General features: G+C 32.4%; 16 protein-coding genes and 1 tRNA gene. 7 read left to right on the top strand and 10 right to left on the bottom strand.

Annotation, left to right across the window (positions count from 1 at the left end; all coding sequences use genetic code 11):
* Nucleotides 1–6 precede the first annotated feature (6 nt).
* The 6 genes from FA046_RS09490 to mobA all read left to right on the top strand — a co-directional run bounded on the left by FA046_RS09490 (nt 7) and on the right by mobA (nt 3384).
* Nucleotides 7–738 (top strand): sulfite exporter TauE/SafE family protein, encoded by a 732-nt coding sequence (locus FA046_RS09490; RefSeq protein WP_136826171.1) that lies wholly within the window; start codon nt 7–9, stop codon nt 736–738.
* Nucleotide 739: 1 nt separating this feature from the next.
* Nucleotides 740–1684: a GTP 3',8-cyclase MoaA gene (locus FA046_RS09485; protein WP_136826170.1), complete on the top strand. Its 945-nt coding sequence runs from the start codon at nt 740–742 to the stop codon at nt 1682–1684.
* A gap of 1 nt (nt 1685) precedes the next feature.
* Entirely contained in the window at nt 1686–1913 is a 228-nt protein-coding gene (locus FA046_RS09480) for a MoaD/ThiS family protein (protein WP_136826169.1), read from the top strand.
* Nucleotides 1873–2373 (top strand): molybdenum cofactor biosynthesis protein MoaE, encoded by a 501-nt coding sequence (locus FA046_RS09475; protein WP_136826168.1) that lies wholly within the window; start codon nt 1873–1875, stop codon nt 2371–2373. The genes FA046_RS09480 and FA046_RS09475 overlap by 41 nt, the downstream gene beginning before the upstream one ends.
* Before the next feature lie 162 nt (nt 2374–2535).
* Nucleotides 2536–2814 (top strand): SelT/SelW/SelH family protein, encoded by a 279-nt coding sequence (locus tag FA046_RS09470; RefSeq protein WP_136826167.1) that lies wholly within the window; start codon nt 2536–2538, stop codon nt 2812–2814.
* Nucleotides 2815–2820: 6 nt separating this feature from the next.
* Nucleotides 2821–3384, top strand: a complete 564-nt coding sequence (gene mobA, locus FA046_RS09465; protein WP_136826166.1) for a molybdenum cofactor guanylyltransferase — start codon at nt 2821–2823, stop codon at nt 3382–3384.
* On the opposite strand, the gene moeB is transcribed toward mobA, so the two are convergent.
* The 10 genes from moeB to FA046_RS09415 all read right to left on the bottom strand — a co-directional run bounded on the left by moeB (nt 3372) and on the right by FA046_RS09415 (nt 15362).
* The gene (gene moeB, locus FA046_RS09460; protein ID WP_136826165.1) at nt 3372–4439 is read right to left on the bottom strand and encodes a HesA/MoeB/ThiF family protein; all 1068 of its coding nucleotides are present in this window, start codon (nt 4437–4439) and stop codon (nt 3372–3374) included. The genes mobA and moeB overlap by 13 nt on opposite strands.
* Nucleotides 4440–4708: 269 nt before the next feature.
* Nucleotides 4709–7117 carry an outer membrane beta-barrel family protein gene (locus FA046_RS09455; RefSeq protein ID WP_136826164.1) on the bottom strand — a complete coding sequence of 803 codons (2409 nt, stop codon included), beginning with the start codon at nt 7115–7117 and terminating at the stop codon, nt 4709–4711.
* Nucleotides 7118–7258: 141 nt separating this feature from the next.
* Entirely contained in the window at nt 7259–8647 is a 1389-nt protein-coding gene (omp85, locus tag FA046_RS09450) for an Omp85 family outer membrane protein (RefSeq protein ID WP_136826163.1), read from the bottom strand.
* Between the two features lie 148 nt (nt 8648–8795).
* Nucleotides 8796–9218 carry a PepSY-like domain-containing protein gene (locus tag FA046_RS09445; RefSeq protein ID WP_136826162.1) on the bottom strand — a complete coding sequence of 141 codons (423 nt, stop codon included), beginning with the start codon at nt 9216–9218 and terminating at the stop codon, nt 8796–8798.
* Between the two features lie 54 nt (nt 9219–9272).
* A complete protein-coding gene (locus FA046_RS09440; RefSeq protein ID WP_169303345.1) occupies nt 9273–10559 on the bottom strand; it encodes a sensor histidine kinase in 1287 nt (428 codons plus the stop codon).
* On the bottom strand, nt 10556–11233 hold the full coding sequence (locus FA046_RS09435; protein WP_136826160.1) for a response regulator transcription factor: 678 nt from the start codon (nt 11231–11233) through the stop codon (nt 10556–10558). Before FA046_RS09435 ends, FA046_RS09440 begins: the two co-directional genes overlap by 4 nt.
* Nucleotides 11234–11245: 12 nt before the next feature.
* Nucleotides 11246–11839, bottom strand: coding sequence for an HD domain-containing protein (locus FA046_RS09430; RefSeq protein WP_136826159.1), 594 nt, complete (start codon nt 11837–11839; stop codon nt 11246–11248).
* 72 nt (nt 11840–11911) lie between these two features.
* A complete protein-coding gene (locus tag FA046_RS09425; RefSeq protein ID WP_136826158.1) occupies nt 11912–12568 on the bottom strand; it encodes a phosphatase PAP2 family protein in 657 nt (218 codons plus the stop codon).
* Nucleotides 12569–12586: 18 nt separating this feature from the next.
* Nucleotides 12587–14251: an LTA synthase family protein gene (locus tag FA046_RS09420; RefSeq protein WP_225870906.1), complete on the bottom strand. Its 1665-nt coding sequence runs from the start codon at nt 14249–14251 to the stop codon at nt 12587–12589.
* A 1024-nt stretch (nt 14252–15275) separates the two neighbouring features.
* A tRNA-Ser gene (locus FA046_RS09415) sits at nt 15276–15362 on the bottom strand.
* Between the two features lie 282 nt (nt 15363–15644).
* On the opposite strand from FA046_RS09415, the gene FA046_RS09410 reads away from it, so the two are divergent.
* A complete protein-coding gene (locus FA046_RS09410) occupies nt 15645–18233 on the top strand; it encodes a phosphoenolpyruvate carboxylase (RefSeq protein WP_136826156.1) in 2589 nt (862 codons plus the stop codon).
* Nucleotides 18234–18443 lie beyond the last annotated feature (210 nt).

The following is an 18443-nucleotide window of genomic DNA, read 5'->3' as shown; positions in this document are numbered from 1 at the left end:
TCAAAAATGTATGTAGATCTATTGATAGCATTAAGCCTATTTATTTTAGGATTTCTTTATGCCTCTGTGGGTCATGGCGGTGCAAGTGGCTATTTAGCCATATTTTCACTTTCGGGCATTGCATCTTTTGTTTACAAACCATTGGTTTTATTATTAAATATAATCGTTTCGTTTTTTGCGTTTATACAGTTTAAAAAAGCAGGTTATTTTAAATGGAAACTCATTTGGCCTTTCTTAATCACTTCTATTCCTTTTGCATTTTTGGGCGCTAAATTCCCAATAAAAGGAGAGATTTACAATGTATTGTTAGGAATAGCTTTGGTATTTCCTATACTTAGGCTTTTACAAATAAGCCCTGCAGAAAAGCAGGAAACTAAAGAGATAAACTTTGTTGGTGCATTAATAACAGGAGCTTTTTTAGGGTTTGCCGCTGGATTATTAAATATTGGTGGTGGCATTTTTTTGAGTCCGGCTTTAATACTTATGGGCTGGGCAAACGCAAAAGAATCTGCTGCGGCATCAGCCTTTTTTATACTTTGTAATTCTATTGCAGGGTTAATCTCTATAAAAAGTCAATCTTTTTTTGTGTCAGAATACGCTTATTTATGGTTTTTTGCTGCAACTTTGGGTGGCTTAGCCGGAGCTTACTTTGGTAGTAATTTATACAAACAAAAAACAGTGAGATACGTGTTGGCATCAGTAATGAGTATAGCTTGTGCTAAACTTTTATTTTTTTAAAATGATAGTAGATCAAAGCAAACGTACATTTAAAAATTTAAGAATCAGCTTGCTAAATTCCTGTAATTTCGCCTGTATTTACTGTACTGATGATGAAAATGGCACCTTTCCTTTAGAAAATAAAAACCTCAGTTTATCAGAATTATTAGAAATAGTAAAAAACCTACATACTACTTTAGGCTTAGAATCTGTAAGATTAACCGGCGGAGAACCTTTATTATACCCTCAACTAGAAGAATTAATACAAGGTTTAAACACCATAGGAATTCCTCAAATTAAAATGACTACCAACGCTTTTTTACTTGGTAAAAAAGCCTTAGCACTTAAAACAGCTGGTTTACAAGAACTCAATATTTCTTTAGATGCTGCAGAAGATGCTGCTTTTTTTAAAATGACTCGCAGAGATAAGTTGCAAGAAGTTTTAAACGGAATAGACGCTGCATTAGCTGCTAATATCATTATTAAATTGAATGCTGTGATTATGAAAGGTAAAAACGATGATCAGATTTTGCCATTGCTGCATTTAGCGCAACAAAAAGAAATTACCATTCGTTTTTTAGAAGTAATGGCCATGGGGCATTTGCATCAGCAAAAAGAGCAATACCTTTTTTCGCAACAAGAAATTTTAGATTTAATAGCTTCTAAATATCAATTTGAACCTTTAAATAGGAAAACATCGGCAACAGCCAACTATTGGAAAACTAAAGAAGGCTTTACTTTTGGAATTATAGCCAATACTAGCCAACCTTTTTGTCATGATTGTAACCGTTTAAGATTAGATCAGGAAGGAAATATTTACGGCTGTTTAAGTTCAAACAAACCCGTAAATATTAAAAATAAACCTACAGAAGAGGCATTTAATGATGCTTTGCTAGAGGCGCTAAGTCATAAACAACAAGTCAGTTTTACGGGTAGCAATTTAAGTATGCTACAAATTGGAGGTTAAAATGAAAGTAAAAGTGTACGCCGTACTAAAAGATTATTTTGCAGCAGAAACAGAAATTGTGGCTCAAAACATTACAGATTTAAAAGAACAATTGCTCCAACTTAATCCATCAGCAAAAGAAGTAATTAACCTATCTAGATTTGCCGTAAACGATGCTTTTGTAGAAAACAATCATCAAATTAATGAAAATGACACCATCAGTATCATCCCACCCAGCAGCGGCGGATAAGCCAACATATATCACCAATCAAATTATTGATGTGGCTGCTTTGCTATCGCAATATGAAGATGAGGCTGCCGGAGCCGTAGTTTTATTTAACGGAACGGTTAGAAATCAAAGTTTAGGCAAGCCTGTTGACTATTTATTTTATGAAGCTGCAGAAACCATGGCGTATAAAATGATTAACGATTTATTGCAAGAAGCGCAAGAAAAATGGCATTTAACCACTGTTTTTGCAGTCCATAGAATAGGGAAGGTGTACGTTGGCGAATCTGCAGTTGTGGTAATTACATCGTCTCCGCACCGCAAAGAAGCTTATGACGCCAACCAGTACATCATTGAAAAAATTAAGCATGAGCTCCCTTTATGGAAATGTGAATATTTTACAGATGGAACAAAAAAATGGGGTGGAAATTGCAGTTGCCAAGAAATTACAGGCAATCCAAACCAACATATTTACGATATTTAATTGGGCAACGGCCGGGCTTTCTCAGGCTCGCTATCGCTCGGTACTCCATTGCATTTCGTAATTAGCCTGCGGCTAAACCTTGCCAATCCCTGTTGCGGGCAGTGCATTTAAAAACTGATCTACAAAAAAACACTAAATTAATGCTTCTAAAATCATCATTAAATGAAACCAACAATCAGCATAGAATATTGCCCAAAATGTGGCTGGCTTTTACGCTCAGCTTATATGGCGCAAGAACTTTTAACCACTTTTACAGACGAAATTAAAGGCTTAACATTAATTCCCAGTGAAATGGGCGGCACTTTTATCATTAAAATTAACGAAACACTTATTTTCGACAGAAAGGAAATGCAACGTTTTCCAGAAATTAAAGAGCTAAAAAAACTGGTAAGAGATATAGTGAGTCCCGAAAAAGATTTAGGCCATACCGATCATAAATAGCAGATCATGATAAATTTAAAAGGTTTAGTATTAGCTGGCGGAGAAAGTAAAAGAATGGGGACAGATAAAGGCCTCAAATCAAAAGACGGAGAATATTGGGTAAACATTGTGGCAAATAAACTCGCCAATATCACCCTTCCAGTTAAGGTAAGTATCAACATTACTCAGTTAGAAAGCTACCAAAACTTGTTTCAAAAAGATGACCTCATCCTTGATCAAATCACTATTCCCGGACCGCTAAGAGGCATTTTAAGTGCTCATTTAAAGTATCCCGAACAAAATTGGTTGGTTTTAGCTTGTGATATGATTGATATGGACAAACAAACCATTCAAAATATGATAAATGCTTATGAAACCCATGAAGATTTTGATTTTTACGTTTACCAAAACGATAAATTTTACGAACCTTTTTGTGGCATTTATACTGCCCAAGGATTAGCGAAACTTCAAGCTTCTTATCTAAATAATAACCTAGATAATTACAGTATGCAACATGTTTTTGAAACCTACAAAACCTATGTCATAAATCTTAAACAAGAAAGTACAGCATTTAATAACTACAATAAATAAGTACTTAAACCACCTTTTAAATGATAAATTTCTATAGAAGGGTAGTGGTTTAAAATAATTTTTAATCCTTTTTTAGAGCGAACTCCAGATTGGCAAACTACCACCGTTTTTTGTTTGCCATCAATTTTAGAAAGTGTTTTTTCTAAAATGGATAAGGGTAAATTTAATCCTCCAATATTAGTATTTTCGAATTCAAAATCTTCTCTAACATCAATAATCTGAATATCATCTTCATCCATCCAATGTTTTAACAAATAATTATCTACTTCTTGATTTTTAGCATCTTCAATTTTGAAAAAATGGTTTAAGCTGTCTTTTTCCTTATTTTTTGGGTTGGTTTTAAAACTAATGGTTTTCACTTCATTAGAAAGCGCATGAATCATTAATAATTTACCACTTAAAACATCGCCAATTTGTGTAATTACTTTTATAGCTTCCAAAGCCTGCCAATTACCAATAATTCCGGGTAAAACACCTAAAACTCCAGCTTCTGCACAATTATTAATCACACCTTCCTTAGGCTTCTCTGGAAATAAACAACGCAAAGTTGGGCCATCATGGTAATTAAAAGTACTTACTTGCCCTTCAAATTCAAATAAAGCTCCAAAAACCAAAGGCTTTTTAAGTATTACACAAGCATCATTTAATAAATAGCGAGTATTAAAATTATCACTGGCATCAATCACCAAATCATAATTTTTTAGAATTTCTAAGCAGTTTTCTTCGTTAATATAAACAGAATGCGTAATAATTTCAACATTTTCATTCTTAGAAATCAGCTTTTCTTTAGCTATCTCGCACTTACTTTTATCAATATCAGCGGTGCCGTATAAAACCTGTCGGTGTAAGTTTGATAAACTCACCTTATCAGCATCAGCAATACCAATTTTACCAACACCTGCAGCAGCTAAATAAGTCAAACAGGGGCAACCTAAACCTCCGGCACCAACAACTAAAACCGTCGCAGCTTTCAATTTTAATTGAGCTTCTAAACCAAAGCCCTTTAAAATTATCTGTCGGTGATACCTGTCTTTTTCTTTCTTAGATAAAGTCATACTCTAAAATACGGTATTCAAAGGCTAAAAAATATTTTGAAATGATTATTAAACAAAAAAACCTTAGTTTTTCAACTAAAGCTTTTCTTTGATTTTCATCAGCGGAGAGTAGGGGTTGTGATTTTGTATTTAATTCCACAAAAATCTCTTTATCCTTGATACTTCATGCTACAAATTGAATAAACCAAATCTCTATGTCCTGTGGCTGAAATTGCACAGAGAATATCAAACAAAAAATAATTATACTTACTAATTTGCATCATATCATTTTAAAATTTTCTGCTATAGCCTAGCCTAATTACTTGTGTTTCGTAATAGTCTTTGCTGGTATATTTAAAATCGCTTCCGAAGATTTCACGGTTAATAACCATGGTGTTTAGAATGTCGGTAGCGTTTAAAAAGAATTCATCTTTCCCATTTTTTAAGCCCTTCTTTAAACCTAAATCTAATGAAAAGCGAGCTCCAATTTTTCCTTGGGGAATGATATCAGCAGCTAAATAGGTTGCTGTTAATTGGGTATCAAAATTATTCTTCATTTTAAAACTTTGATTCAGTTTCACGTTTCCTGATATGATATCATCCTGACCAGCGCTAAAAGTATTGGGCGTAGGATAAAGATTTTGAACCGTAAAAGCGTTGATTTGATTACGATAAACGTTTACATTCACGTTTAAATCGTACCAAAAAGATGGCTTTTGAGAAAAAACTACTTCTAAACCCGAGTTGTAGCTTTTACCTGCATTTTGGAAAATGTTATAAATGATATTGCTGCCGCCAACTGTGCTGCCAATACGGGTGATGGTGCCATTTGCAAAACGATGATATGCTGCCGAATAGAAATAACCTTTTGTCCAGCTGGTTTTAAAACCCAACTCTAGGCTGTTGGTGAATTGTGGTCGTAAAGCCGGGTTACCCACTTTAATAATTTCGGCATCATCATATTTAGGAAAAATCCTGATATCAACCTCGTTTGGTCTATCCACTCGGCGGTTATAAAAAACAGAGATTTTATTAGCGTCGTTAATTTTATAGGCTAATCTTAAATTTGGGAAAGGTTGGGTGTAGCTATTTCCATCGCTTTTATAAGTAGGATGATCTGGGTTTACAAAGTAATCTAGGTTAAAATACTCGACTCTTAAACCAACCTCTGCTTCATATTTTTGAGTTTCAAAAATATACGTTCCGTAAACGGCAGGTATAGTCTCACTATAAGTTGCTGCTCCGCCAGCATCAGCATCAATAGGAGAATTAACACCCGGAAAAAACTGCATGTTAGTTGGAATGTTTCGTCTCCTAAACTTCAGCCCAGTTTCAAATCGGCCATATTTTAAAGGTTGGATATAATCTAAATTGAAATCATAAACGCTTTCATCTGATAGTAATTTAAAAGCATCTCTCCCAGTAGTAGTGGGCAAAATATTATCAAAAAAGTATTGCTCATCCTCTCTGTGAAAAGTGTAATTAAAGCCTGCGTTTAATACTTTACCGGGTTCTTTAAATTTATGCTGATAAATTACAGAGCCAACAACGGTGGTTTTTAATTCGTCTTCTAAAAATTGCCAAAGCCTGTAACGGTTATTTAAATTGTCTTCAAAAAAGGGTTGATCTCCGTTATCAATAATTTTTTCAGTACCAAACAATCCAGAAACGGTAAATAAATTATTGTCATCCAAATTATAATCTAAACCTGCTTTTGTGGTGATAAAAGTGGTGTTTCTATTGCGCTTTAATTGCTGAAAAACGATGTCTCCATTATCATAGGTACGTTCAACAAACTCGTTTTTATTTAGCGTTTCGGTGTATAAATAATCGCCATTAAAGAATAAATTGACTTTATTTTTTCTGTAATTAAGCGATAAAGAAGGGTTAACTTTTGGAGTGGCTTGATATTGTGGGCGAATGGTTGGATAATTAGCTCGCTTCTCCCATAAGGCACCTAAGCCAGATGCTAAACCCAATTTGCCATTAAAACCTTCTTGTTTTTCTTTTTTATAAATGATGTTGATGATGCCAGCATTTCCGTTTGCATCATATTTCGCTGATGGATTATTGATAATTTCGATTCTATCAATTGCTGATGCTGGTAGGTTATCCAAACCTGTTTGACTTCCAAATCCTGTTAAGGCTGATTGTTTACCATCAATCAATACCACAATTTTATCGCTTCCTCTTAAATTCACTTTCCCATCTTGTACGGTTACGCCTGGTAAATTTTGCATGGCTTGTAAAACCGACCCTCCTTTTTGGCTAATGTTATCATCAACTGAAAAGGATTTTTTATCCATTTTAGAACTCACATCTTCTGCTTGGGCGGTTACCACCACTTCGCCTAATAATTGTTTATTCTCTTGAATTTCAATAGCAGGAATGTTTAAAAATTGGGTTGAACTCCCAATAAATAAGCTTTGCTTTTTAGCGATGTAGCCTACATAAGATAACTCGATGCTATAATTCCCAGGCTTTACATTGGTAAGGGTAAACAATCCTGCATCATTACTTACTGTACCCGTTACAAAACTTGCATCTGCAGCGTTTTTTAGCTGAACGTTTACAAAAGGTAAATTTACTTTTGTGGTGCTATCTTTCACTGTACCAGAGACGGTTACGGATGTGTTTTGGGCTATTGTTATACCTGTAATAAAGATAAATAGGATTGATAATATTAATTTTAATCTCATAATTTCTCCCTTTGTTACCTAAAACAAATTGAACTAATAACGGTATTTTTTTAGTGTTTAAACTATAATATTGGTAATAAATTAAATACTAAAGATGATTAATTAGTTAAAAAAATTACAAGTACTAATTAAAAGCAATTATTAAAACGCTTGACCAATTCCTATGTAAAATAATTTATCTTCTTTTGATGCGCCATAATCGAATGAAATGATTGTTGATTGATTCCAAGCAACTCTAAGACCAGCTCCATAAGATGTTTTGATATTCTTTAAATTTAAATCTTGCCAACGGTCTCTAACTGTACCTGCGTCAAAAAACGGCGCAACACCAAAAGCGAATCTTTGCTTTTGGAATTTAGCTTCTGCAAATCTGTAACGTAATTCTATGTTTGTAAACCACATAGAACGGGCTAAAAATCGGTTTGCTCTATAGCCACGTAAAGATTGTCTCCCTCCAAGAGCGTTGATGCTTCCTTCTGGACTCCATTGGTCTTGAAATTCAAAAAATGGAGCATTATTTCCAAAAATATTACCAACACCTAAACGCCCAGCCAAAACTGTTCTATTACCAAAAGGTAATTTTTTATATAAACGCCCTTGTAAAAAAAGTTTGTTAAAATTGAATTGAGAACCAATTATTGGATTAGAAAACTCATTAGCAATTTCAAAATACGTTCCTTTTGTAGGGTCGGGCTCAAAATCTCTAGTGTCAAAAATTAAAGCTGTTTGTAAAATAGAAATCCAGCCACCATCAAGGCCTGAAATAGCTGCTTGATCAAAATCTCTTCTCAATAATGAGAATCCATTAGGGGAATTAGTGTTTTGACCTGTTACCGGATTTACAGACTCTGCTTCCCTTCCTTCAAAAGTGGCATATTGTAAATTCTGAATTTCATAGCCTCCCATTATTCGCCATTTCCCATTGCCTAAAGCATAATCTGCTTTAAGATTTAGCATAAACTCAGTTTCCCTAAAACGATTCGACAGCGCATCCGTAACAAAAGATGCTTCACCGGGTTCGCCTGGACGTAGTGTTTTTCTCGCTTCGTCATATTCATCATAAGTAGGAAAAGTTGTGTTCTCATCAGAGGGTAATCTTAAATCTCCAAGAGTAGCTTGTGTTGAACCGAAATACAAGTTAGAAGGATTTTGCTGAGCTTTAAAATCTACTTTAAAACGCCAACGAGTGCCTTTATAATACGGAATATCTAATGATAAAATAAGCTCACGGGCATTAGAAGTATAGTAAGCTGCATTTGCTTTAAGCTTGGCAAGGTATGGTGTATATGGAAAAAGAGGGTTTGTTTTCTCTCCATTCCAATAAACATTGCTCCTCAATCCAAAACCAAAACCAGTAACAGGGTCTGAAGAAAAATCGGGTATGCCTGTAAAAAAAGTTCCTTCCTTCTTTTTCTCTAAGTCGGCATCAGACATTCTTTTTGATTTGATAAAAGAAAGACTATCAATTTCTTGCGCATTTATGCTTAGTGTTGAAATTAAAAATGATAATATTAACGTTAAATGTTTCATTAGATTTTTTTCTGTTTTTATAGATTATAAATTGTTCAATGCGTTAGAACATCATTTATAATTATTAAATGTTAGTAGATAAAGTATTTAAGACTGAGCCGATGTTATTCTTCTTGCTATATTTTGAAATATAAAATTTAAAGTATTTCTACTTTTTTATCTCTTTTAAAAACGCCCCTTTACTATCAAAAATTAAATCTTTTCCTTTAATTTCTGCTTCATAACTTACTTGACCTTTTGCATTTGTAATTTTAGCTGATTCTGTAATTTTTTGATTTGGATATTTCGCTTTAATATAGGCTAATATTTCTTTTGGCAATTCTTTTATCTCCGTTTCAGTTTCTAAAAGATTTCCTTTTGCATCAAATAATGCAGAATTATCTAAACCATTTAAATCAAAACTTGCCTCAAAATCAGTTTCTTCTTTATCCCATTTTACACTTTTTACTGTAGGATATTGCTTAGTAAAAGCATTTTGAACTACTGCAGGGATGTTTTTATTGGGCTTGGTTTGAGCCAACAAACCTGTTGTTGTTAGTAAACCAAAAATTATTAATGTTGTCTTTTTCATTTCTTTAAATTTTAAGCTCAAAGATGAATAGCAATTTTGAAGACATTTTGAATTTTAGAAAACTACAGAAAATTGATGCATTTGATTTTTAAAATCATAGGCTATTTTCCAATGGTATCTATTTGCTATTTCTTTTACAATAGCTAAACCCAAACCACTATTACTTGGCTCATTTGAGTTGATCAAAAATCTATTAAACATTCCTTCGTGGTTTAAGGGTGTGATGCCACTGTTTTTAACTATTAAAATTCCGTTTTTGAGCTCAATTACTATTTTACCACCATTTTCTGTATGCTTGATGGAGTTGATTAATAAATTATTAACCAATACCTCTATTAAAACTTTATTAGTTAACAGTTGATCATTGTTTTCAAATGATTGTGAAATACTTAATTGTTTATCAATAATGTAATCTTCTAAAAGTGTTAAACTATCTGTTAAAACAGATTCGAAATTTATAACTTCTTTATCTTCAAACTGATGATTTTCTATTTTAGATAATAGCAGTAAATTTTTATTTATTCTCGATGCTCTAGCTAGAGGAACATTTATTTGGTTAATTAAATCAAGCTGATCACTACTTAAATTCTTGCTTTGAAGTAAGGAATCAATTTTAGATTTTAGAACAGCTAGGGGTGTTTGTAATTCATGAGAAGCATTTTCTAAAAAAACTTTTTGTTGATCAAAAACAGATATGTTTTTTAAAATGAGTTTACTCAGCTCTTGATTCAGTTGTTCAAACTCTTCAATATCGGTTTTAATAAACTCGATACTTTTATGAGTGCTTAAATCAAAGTTTTTAAGTTTTTCTAGTGTATTTTGAAAGGGTAACCAAATTTTCTTAGAGATACGTTTATTCAGTAAAACAAAACCAACTACCAATAAACTAAAAAAGATGAAAGTAACTATTGCGATAGCTAAGAGGGTTTCATCCGCTTCTTCCACATTTGTTTCTACCGATAGGAAGTAGTTTTTTTTATTAATTTTTAAGTAGCTTTCTAATACCCTAAACCTATCTTTTTGAGCATCATTGGTATAATTTGAAGCTTTTGTAATCGTGTAAACACTATCCTTTTTTATTACATTTTCATCAACCTTTATAAGTTTTGTGCCTGGTTGTAAAATATTCCATAAGACTAAAGTCTTACCCAACTCTTCATCAGATGTTTTAATGAGTTTAAAGTTTTCAACTATACGTTCTTTTACAATCTGGTTGTGTTCATCTAATTCTTGTTGCCATATAAAATCGACCACCAAAAAATAAACTGGAATACTGCAAACTAAAATGATTAGTGCATATAGCGTGAAAGCTTTTAACGGTTTATTTAATAGTTTACTCACATTTCCCATTTATAACCAGTACCATAAATTGTTTTTAAATAAGGTTTACAGCCTGCATCGGTTAATTTTCTTTTTAGATTTTTAATATGTGCATATACAAAATCTTGGTTTTCAAACATATCTGCAATATCGCCAGATAAATGTTCTGCCAGTGCGTTTTTAGAAATCACTTTGTTTTTATTACCTAAAAATAAGAGTAAAAGATCATATTCCTTTTTAGTAAGCATCAATATAGTACCGCTCACTTTTACGGTTTTAGCCAATAAATCAACCGTTAATTCATTATGTTCTAATAGGTTGGTGTGGTCAAATTGCTTTCTTCTAATTACCGAATAGATGCGGGCAGAAAGTTCTGCCAAATGAAAAGGTTTGGCTAAATAATCATCTGCACCAATTTTAAGTCCTTTAATTTTATCCTCTAAAGAGTTTTTGGCCGATATGATGATAACACCTTGTTGATTATTTTGATGGTCTAGATTCTCCAATAAGTTTAATCCATCAGCTCCGTTGGGCAACATTAAATCTAATAGAATGCAATCATAATTATAAAGAGCAATTTTTTCTTGCCCTTGTTGATAAGTGGAAGCAATTTCACATAAATAACTTTCTCCCGATAGATAGTTAGATATATCTTTAGCTAGCTCTTCCTCGTCTTCAACTATTAAAATTTTCATGCTACTTTTTAATTAAAATCTACATTGCATTTTATTAATGTTAATCTCTTTTTTTTCTTGCAAAATAGTTTTACCATAATCTGTAAAATATTGATGCAAATGTAACATCTCACAATTTTCTTTTGCCCACTCTTTATCTGAATAATTCTTATTAAAAAATTCTTCCCATTCTATTCTTAGGCGTTGCTCGTGTTTATCATAATCCTCACAAGAAAGATGAAACAAATCAGCATCACATAAAATCATCTCAAACAAATTTGTTGGTTTTTGAGGATACTTTGTTGACTCAATAAGCGTCATGATAGCTTCTATCTTGGGTTTTGGATACCCTTCAAAACCTAAAAAATCAAATGCTATTTTTTTACTCTCCTCTTCATGACCAACATATGCTTTACAATATCCAGTATCATGAAACCAAGCAGCAATTTCTATTATTTCTAAATCATTTTTGCTTAATTGTTGAGTATTACCAATTTCTCCAACTGCATTTACCACATCTTTGGTGTGAGATAAGTTATGAAAATGTAAATAAGAAGGAAGATGTTGAGTAAGTAAATGAATCACATACGCCGAAACTTTTGTAACCATGTTTTGATCAATATTCATGCAAACAAATATCAATTACAATTTTGTAGAAATTCTGAACTATGAGGCTCATGATATTATTAAGATTGAATTTCAGATAAAGTGCTGTCTTTTATAAAAAGTGGATTCTTTAAAATAAAACATTAAAAGAATTGTTAGATAAGCCGCACCAATAAAAAAACCGCCTAAAACATCAGTAAACCAATGAGCTCCTAAATATATTCTTGAAATAGGTACTAAAAAAATTAAACTCATTAACGTACCTATTAATGATATTCTATAGCTCTTTTTAAACCATTTATGATGGTAAATAAAAAAGGAGATTAGGCCAAAGAAAACCACATAAAAAGAAGTGTGCCCACTAGGAAAACTTTGATATTTCGCCTCTGTTAACACTTTTACTATATCACTGTTGGGCCTTGGTCTATTTATAAATACTTTAATAGAATAAGTTAAAACACCTATTCCCAGTGTTAAGAAACAAAAAAAAGCCTCTCTTTTGAATTTGAAAAGTAGAAGTAATATAGTTGTAATTACAACCACACTTATGGATTCCCAAGTATTTCCAAACCAGCTTACCACCTTCATAAAAAAATAAAGAGATTGGTTTTGGTGTTCTTGTATTTCTTCGGTAAACTTTAAATCTATCCAAGATGTGGGAGAAGTAATTACTAGTAATGTGAGGATTAAAAAGCCAACGCATATTATGATTAAAAATTGAACAATTCTTTTGTAGGCTAAGTCTCTCATCACAATAAAAATATATTTTTACTTTATTTTTAAACCGTCATTTTTAAATAAATCATAAGCTGTTTGATAATTAGCAATGGCATGCTTGATTATTGGTTTTGGAAAATGGGCCGGCTTTTGCTCGTTACTTTCTTTATTATAAATATATGTTTCTACTTGGCGTTGAGGACTCAAAATCACTAAACTATCTTTTTTCATATAGGCTAATTTTTGATAAGTACCTAAAATTATTCTTGGCGAATAATTTTGTACTAAAGCGTTTAAACCATAAAAATTACTATCATAATTCCATCCTAATAAATCAAACAGAGTTGGATACAAATCTATTTGAGAAGTCATTTGGTTAATGTTTTGATGAGCTGTGCCTTTTAAGTTATAAATCATACACGGAATATGATATTTAGAAATATCTATCTCGTTTTTACCCGCACTACTGGCACAATGGTCGGCAACAAAAATGATTACAGTATTTTTAAACCAAGCTTTGTTTTTAATTTTATTGATGAAATCGCCTATGGCATAATCAGTATATTTTACTGCTCCTTCTCTTCCGCTACCTGATGGGATATCAATTTTTCCTGATGGATAGGTAAATGGCCTGTGGTTAGAGGTGGTCATCACAAAATCATAAAACTTTTGGTGGTGGCTAAACTTTAAATCAGCATCTTTAATTACTTGATTGTATAAATCTCCATCACTTATACCCCAAGCGTTTTCAAAACTCACTTCTTCATCGGGTATCAATTTTCTATTAGTCTCGTATTTATCGCCTACCGTTAAGTTTCTTCCTCTATCAACAATATCATACCCATTGCCACTAAAATATTGGTTCATGTTATCAAAATAGCCGTCGCCCCCATAGAAAAAAGTAGATTGATAACCTTTGTTTTCAAAAACAGAGCCTATAGTAAATAAATGATTGTTGTTTGGGCGTCTAACAATACTGCTCCCTGGTGTTGGTGGTATAGCCAATGTCAATGCTTCCATCCCTCTAACTGTACGCGTACCAGTTGCATACATGTCGGTAAACAAAATGCTACTATCTGCCAGCAAATCTAAATTGGGTGTGATGTTTCGTGTATTCCCAAAATGATTCATAAAATCAGCACTGAAACTTTCAATGGTAATCATGATTACATTGGGCTGCTGTTCGGTATGTGTACTTTTAATATAACGATGGATAGATTTAGCTTTGAATTGATTTTCCTGTTGGATATTCAATTGCGCTTTAATATCCCTAAAGGCTTCATCATCATTTAATAAAGAATAAAATTCTTGATAGTTTAATTCGTTGTTTTTGAAAGCAGAGAAGAATGAATAAACGCCAGCTTTAGCCAATTCATTTTTATATCGGTTATCACCTTTTTCTGCCCAAGAATTAGTGATAAAAAAGGAATAGCAAAATAGTGTGATGAGTATGATTGAAAAAGCAACAAGCCTAGGTTTAAATCTGGTTTCGCTTTTAAAAGTAAAATCGAATAGATGCAATTTACTAAAGGTATAAAGCACAATAATGGTTAAACCGATAACAGATCCTATTAAAATAGGAAGTGGATAAGATTCATTGATGTTATTAATTACTTCATATGTATAAATTAAATAATCAACAGCTATAAAATTAAAGCGACTTTCAAATTCTTGCCAAAAAGTAAGTTCAGCAAAAAAGGTGAAAAGACTAATCATTACCATTAAAAAAAGGAAAAAGTAAGTGCCTATTTTATTGAATAGCGAGTTGTTAAATTTTTGTGGAATAAGAACGATAAAGCAGATATAAAAAAAGGAAAAATAAAGGCTTACACCAAAATCATAAATAAAGCCTTTGGTATAAATTTCTAATAGATTTAGAATTATAAAATCAGCTTTGCTATAGGAAATAACTAATAATATACTCCTAACAATAAATGAAAAGCTTAAAAAGAAAATTGCAAATGAAATGAATAAACTGAACCGGTTTTTTAGAATTGAATTGAACATCCTTTTTAAGGGTAAATATGCAACTCAATTCTGAATTAATTTAGAATTTTTAGGTCTTAGAATAATCCTTTATATGATAAAGAGATAAAGACTTTGATGTTAACTTTAGATATTTAATATTTTTGTATATCCGAATTACTAATAATCCTATAATATTGTAAATAACAAGCCTATAAAAGAGTTTATCTATAAATATCTAATATTAAGTTTTTACATTAATTAATTGAGATAAAGAGGAAAATATTTTCCTTTTATCTCTTGAATTGAAACTGATAAATAAAAGCATTGAGGGTTCTAAAGAACTCACTTTTACCTTAAGCTCTGTTGGCTTTTCTAGACCATAAATGCGGTTCGCATTCTCGACCTAAAGAGAGCTCAGCTCTTTTTTTTATCGATGGTAATCCTTAAATAGACAGGTTGAGAACCATATTGATAGTTTTTTGGCTTTTTCAAGTAGAAAAGTAGACACATTAATTTACTCACTTTTGTACAGTTTAAATTAAACAAATTTACCCTTGTAGCCTAAGTAATTCAAGATGATCAAGCAATTAAAATGTTGATAAACAATATGTTACACGCTTTCTGGTGAGCAGATGATAAACAATCAGTGAACTCTCTTTAAAATCCATTTTTTAGCTAAAAAAGAGTATATTTCTTGATAGTTCTGATTAAACAAAAAAGCCTGCAATCATTTGATTTGCAGGCTTTTGGCGTGTTTTGATACACATTTTAGCGGAGAGTGGGGGATTCGAACCCGCGGACCCTTTAACAGATCAACAGTTTTCAAGACTGCCGCAATCGACCACTCTGCCAACTCTCCGCGACAAAAGTACAAAAGGGAATCATTATCACAAATATTTTTTTCAATTCGTATACTATTTTCTCACTTATGGGAGGTAAACAATTCAACATCAGAATATTAATTTTTAAAAAAAAAATTACAAAACACTTTAAATAGCGTTTAATCGCTTAATTATAATACCATCATTATTGCCTTCATATCTATCTTAAGCAATAAAACTACCATAGTCCGAAATCGTTCTCGGTCTTTTTTATTGTTTTATTTGCTTAAAACTAAAGATTAGTGTATTTTTCACACATCATGTCGAAACTTATCACTCCATTAGGTTCAAAAAAAATGGTCTTCAAAAATGAGGTCACCACAAAATTTGAACTTTACAATAGTCTGTTTTTAACTTTACCATTTTACACGGTAAAAAATACGGGTTTAGCATTGCCATATTTCTTTAACCATTGTGAAGAAGGAATTGAACAACATTTAAGACCCGATGAAATTATTTCAACTTTTTTTACCAAACAAAAAGGGTTAACAGATCAACAAGAGATTATTGATTTATTATTTCGCTTTATACAATACATAGAACGCCAAGTTGTATTGTTTGATGCGGTAGAAGATGCCGCATTTTCAAAAGTAAACGGTTTTGATGAGGCGGGTTCATTAAGCAACTTAATGAGTAAGGCTTTAGAAGATGAAAATCTGTACAAAAGAATTCAAGATTGTTTAAGCGAGTTTAAGTTAAGATTAGTTTTAACCGCTCACCCCACTCAATTTTATCCCGGTCCGGTTTTAGGAATCATGACCGACTTAACCGAGGCTATCAAAATAAATGATGTAAGTGCCATTAATTTACTTTTACAGCAGCTTGGCAAAACTCCTTTCTTTAAAAAGAAAAAACCAACTCCAGTAGATGAAGCCATCAGCTTAAACTGGTATTTAGAAAATATTTTATATCAAACAGCCTCTAACGTTCATAGCAATTTAGAAGAAGTTTTTAAACTTAATTTAGGTAACCATAGTTTAATTGAATTAGGTTTTTGGCCAGGTGGCGATAGAGATGGTAACCCATTTGTAACTGCCGACACTACCAGACAAGTTTCTTCTTTTTTAAGAAAAGCTTTGTTTAGATGCTATTACCGAGATTTTAAAAACATGAAACGCCGCGTTACTTTTAACGGGGTAGACAAATACATGGATGTTTTAGAAAAACTCATCTATAAAAACGCTTTTGATTCTCAGCCTGAAGAAAAAGATATCAAAGAAGAACTTTTACAAAATTTAAGAAACATTAGAGAAGTTTTAGCCACTTATCACGATAGCTTATTTACTGATATAGTAGATGATATGATATGGAAAGTGAAACTTTTTGGATGTCATTTTGCGTCATTAGATATCAGACAAGATAGCCGTGTCCTAAGAGCGTTATTTGAAGAATGTATAGCAACAGATTTATTAAAAGATAAAGTTCCGGCAAATTATTCTTCGCTTTCTGAAGCAGAAAAGATTGCTGCCATACCATTACAAACCGCTGATTTTAAATCATTTGATCACTTTGCTGATTTAAGCATTGATAGCTTAGAAGTGATTAGACTAATTAAAGAAATGCAAAGCAAAAATGGCAAAAGAGCTTGTCATCGTTTCATTATTAGCAATTGCCAAAAAGCATCTGATATTTTACAATTAATGCAGCTTTTTTTATGGAGCGGTTGGCAAATGGACGAGTTAGATATAGATTTTGTTCCACTTTTTGAAACCATTGATGATTTAAAAGTGGCTGATGAAATTATGAAAAGCTTGTATCAGCATCCTGTTTATCAAAAGCATTTAGAGATCAGAAAAAACCGTCAGGTAATTATGCTTGGCTTTTCTGACAGTACTAAAGATGGCGGTTATTTAATGGCTAATTGGTCTATTTATGATGCAAAAGCTAATTTAACAGCAGTTTCAAGATCAAACGGGATAGATTTAGCATTTTTTGATGGGAGAGGAGGTCCGCCGTCTAGAGGTGGAGGTAAAACACATAAGTTTTATGCTTCTTTTGGTAAAGATGTAGCCAATAAGCAAATACAAATTACGGTTCAAGGGCAAACCATTAGCTCTCATTTTGGCACATTTGAAAGTTCTACCAATAACATGGAACAGTTAATTCATGCTGGTATTACTTCGGCCTTAGAAAGGCAAAATGTAAATACCATGGCTGAAGATGAAAAGCAACTTTTTGCCCAAATGGCAGATAAGAGCTACGCATCTTTTATGGCCTTAAGAAAGCATCCTTTATTCTTAAAGTTTTTAGAGGTTCAAAGTCCGCTAAAAATGCTTTCTGAAATCAACATCAGCAGCAGGCCAGTAAAAAGAAATACCGATACAGAACTTAAATTAGAGGATTTAAGAGCCATCAGTTTTGTAACATCATGGAGTCAGTTAAAACAAAACATTCCAGGTTTTTATGGAGTAGGGACGGCTTTAAAAGCCATAAAACAAGATGGAAACTGGGAAAGTGCAAAAAGTTTGTACAAAAATTCGGGCTTCTTTAAAACAGTAATAGACAATTGTATGATGTCTATGAGTAAAGCTGATTTTAGATTAACTGCTTATTTAAAAGACGATGAAACTTTTGGCGAATTTTGGACAATGCTTAAAGCCGAATATGATTTAACAGAAAGCTTAGTATTAGATTTAACAGATACTACAGAATTGATGGAAAAATATCCAACAGACAAGCAATCCATCTCTGTTAGAGAGAAAATAACCTTACCATTAGTAATTATTCAGCGTTATGCTATTATAAAAAGTTTAGATCCTAAAACTACCGAGAAAGAGAAATTGGTTTACAATAAACTTATTTTACGTACACTTTACGGAATTGTAAATGCAGCAAGAAATTCGGCATAAGCCAAATAATTAGGTTATTTTATTAATACTGATTTGGGCGTTTTAACACGCTTTTCGCTACCTGCCTGCCGCAGGCAAGGTATCTTTTTATTGTCACCCTGAGCGGAGTCGAAGGGCGCACAATAAAAAGGATGGCGCTTCAATCGTTAACGCAAAACTTAAAACATGAAAAAATATTGAAAAGATTTGTCAACTCTCTTGCCACATAAT

The sequence above is a fragment of the Pedobacter cryophilus genome (assembly GCF_005116455.1).
GTDB lineage: Bacteria > Bacteroidota > Bacteroidia > Sphingobacteriales > Sphingobacteriaceae > Pseudopedobacter > Pseudopedobacter cryophilum.
Note: the sequence above shows the minus strand (reverse complement) of the source record. Positions and strands in the feature narration are given on the sequence as shown.

What these genes read in the sequence shown, in the direction of transcription:
- FA046_RS09490 (WP_136826171.1), top strand. Translation starts at nt 7, where the DNA reads ATGTATGTAGATCTATTGATAGCATTAAGCCTATTTATTTTAGGATTT.
- FA046_RS09485 (WP_136826170.1), top strand. Translation starts at nt 740, where the DNA reads ATGATAGTAGATCAAAGCAAACGTACATTTAAAAATTTAAGAATCAGC.
- FA046_RS09480 (WP_136826169.1), top strand. Translation starts at nt 1,686, where the DNA reads ATGAAAGTAAAAGTGTACGCCGTACTAAAAGATTATTTTGCAGCAGAA.
- FA046_RS09475 (WP_136826168.1), top strand. Translation starts at nt 1,873, where the DNA reads ATGACACCATCAGTATCATCCCACCCAGCAGCGGCGGATAAGCCAACA.
- FA046_RS09470 (WP_136826167.1), top strand. Translation starts at nt 2,536, where the DNA reads ATGAAACCAACAATCAGCATAGAATATTGCCCAAAATGTGGCTGGCTT.
- mobA (WP_136826166.1), top strand. Translation starts at nt 2,821, where the DNA reads ATGATAAATTTAAAAGGTTTAGTATTAGCTGGCGGAGAAAGTAAAAGA.
- moeB (WP_136826165.1), bottom strand. Translation starts at nt 4,439, where the DNA reads ATGACTTTATCTAAGAAAGAAAAAGACAGGTATCACCGACAGATAATT.
- FA046_RS09455 (WP_136826164.1), bottom strand. Translation starts at nt 7,117, where the DNA reads ATGAGATTAAAATTAATATTATCAATCCTATTTATCTTTATTACAGGT.
- omp85 (WP_136826163.1), bottom strand. Translation starts at nt 8,647, where the DNA reads ATGAAACATTTAACGTTAATATTATCATTTTTAATTTCAACACTAAGC.
- FA046_RS09445 (WP_136826162.1), bottom strand. Translation starts at nt 9,218, where the DNA reads ATGAAAAAGACAACATTAATAATTTTTGGTTTACTAACAACAACAGGT.
- FA046_RS09435 (WP_136826160.1), bottom strand. Translation starts at nt 11,233, where the DNA reads ATGAAAATTTTAATAGTTGAAGACGAGGAAGAGCTAGCTAAAGATATA.
- FA046_RS09430 (WP_136826159.1), bottom strand. Translation starts at nt 11,839, where the DNA reads ATGAATATTGATCAAAACATGGTTACAAAAGTTTCGGCGTATGTGATT.
- FA046_RS09425 (WP_136826158.1), bottom strand. Translation starts at nt 12,568, where the DNA reads ATGAGAGACTTAGCCTACAAAAGAATTGTTCAATTTTTAATCATAATA.
- FA046_RS09420 (WP_225870906.1), bottom strand. Translation starts at nt 14,251, where the DNA reads ATGATTAGTCTTTTCACCTTTTTTGCTGAACTTACTTTTTGGCAAGAA.
- FA046_RS09410 (WP_136826156.1), top strand. Translation starts at nt 15,645, where the DNA reads ATGTCGAAACTTATCACTCCATTAGGTTCAAAAAAAATGGTCTTCAAA.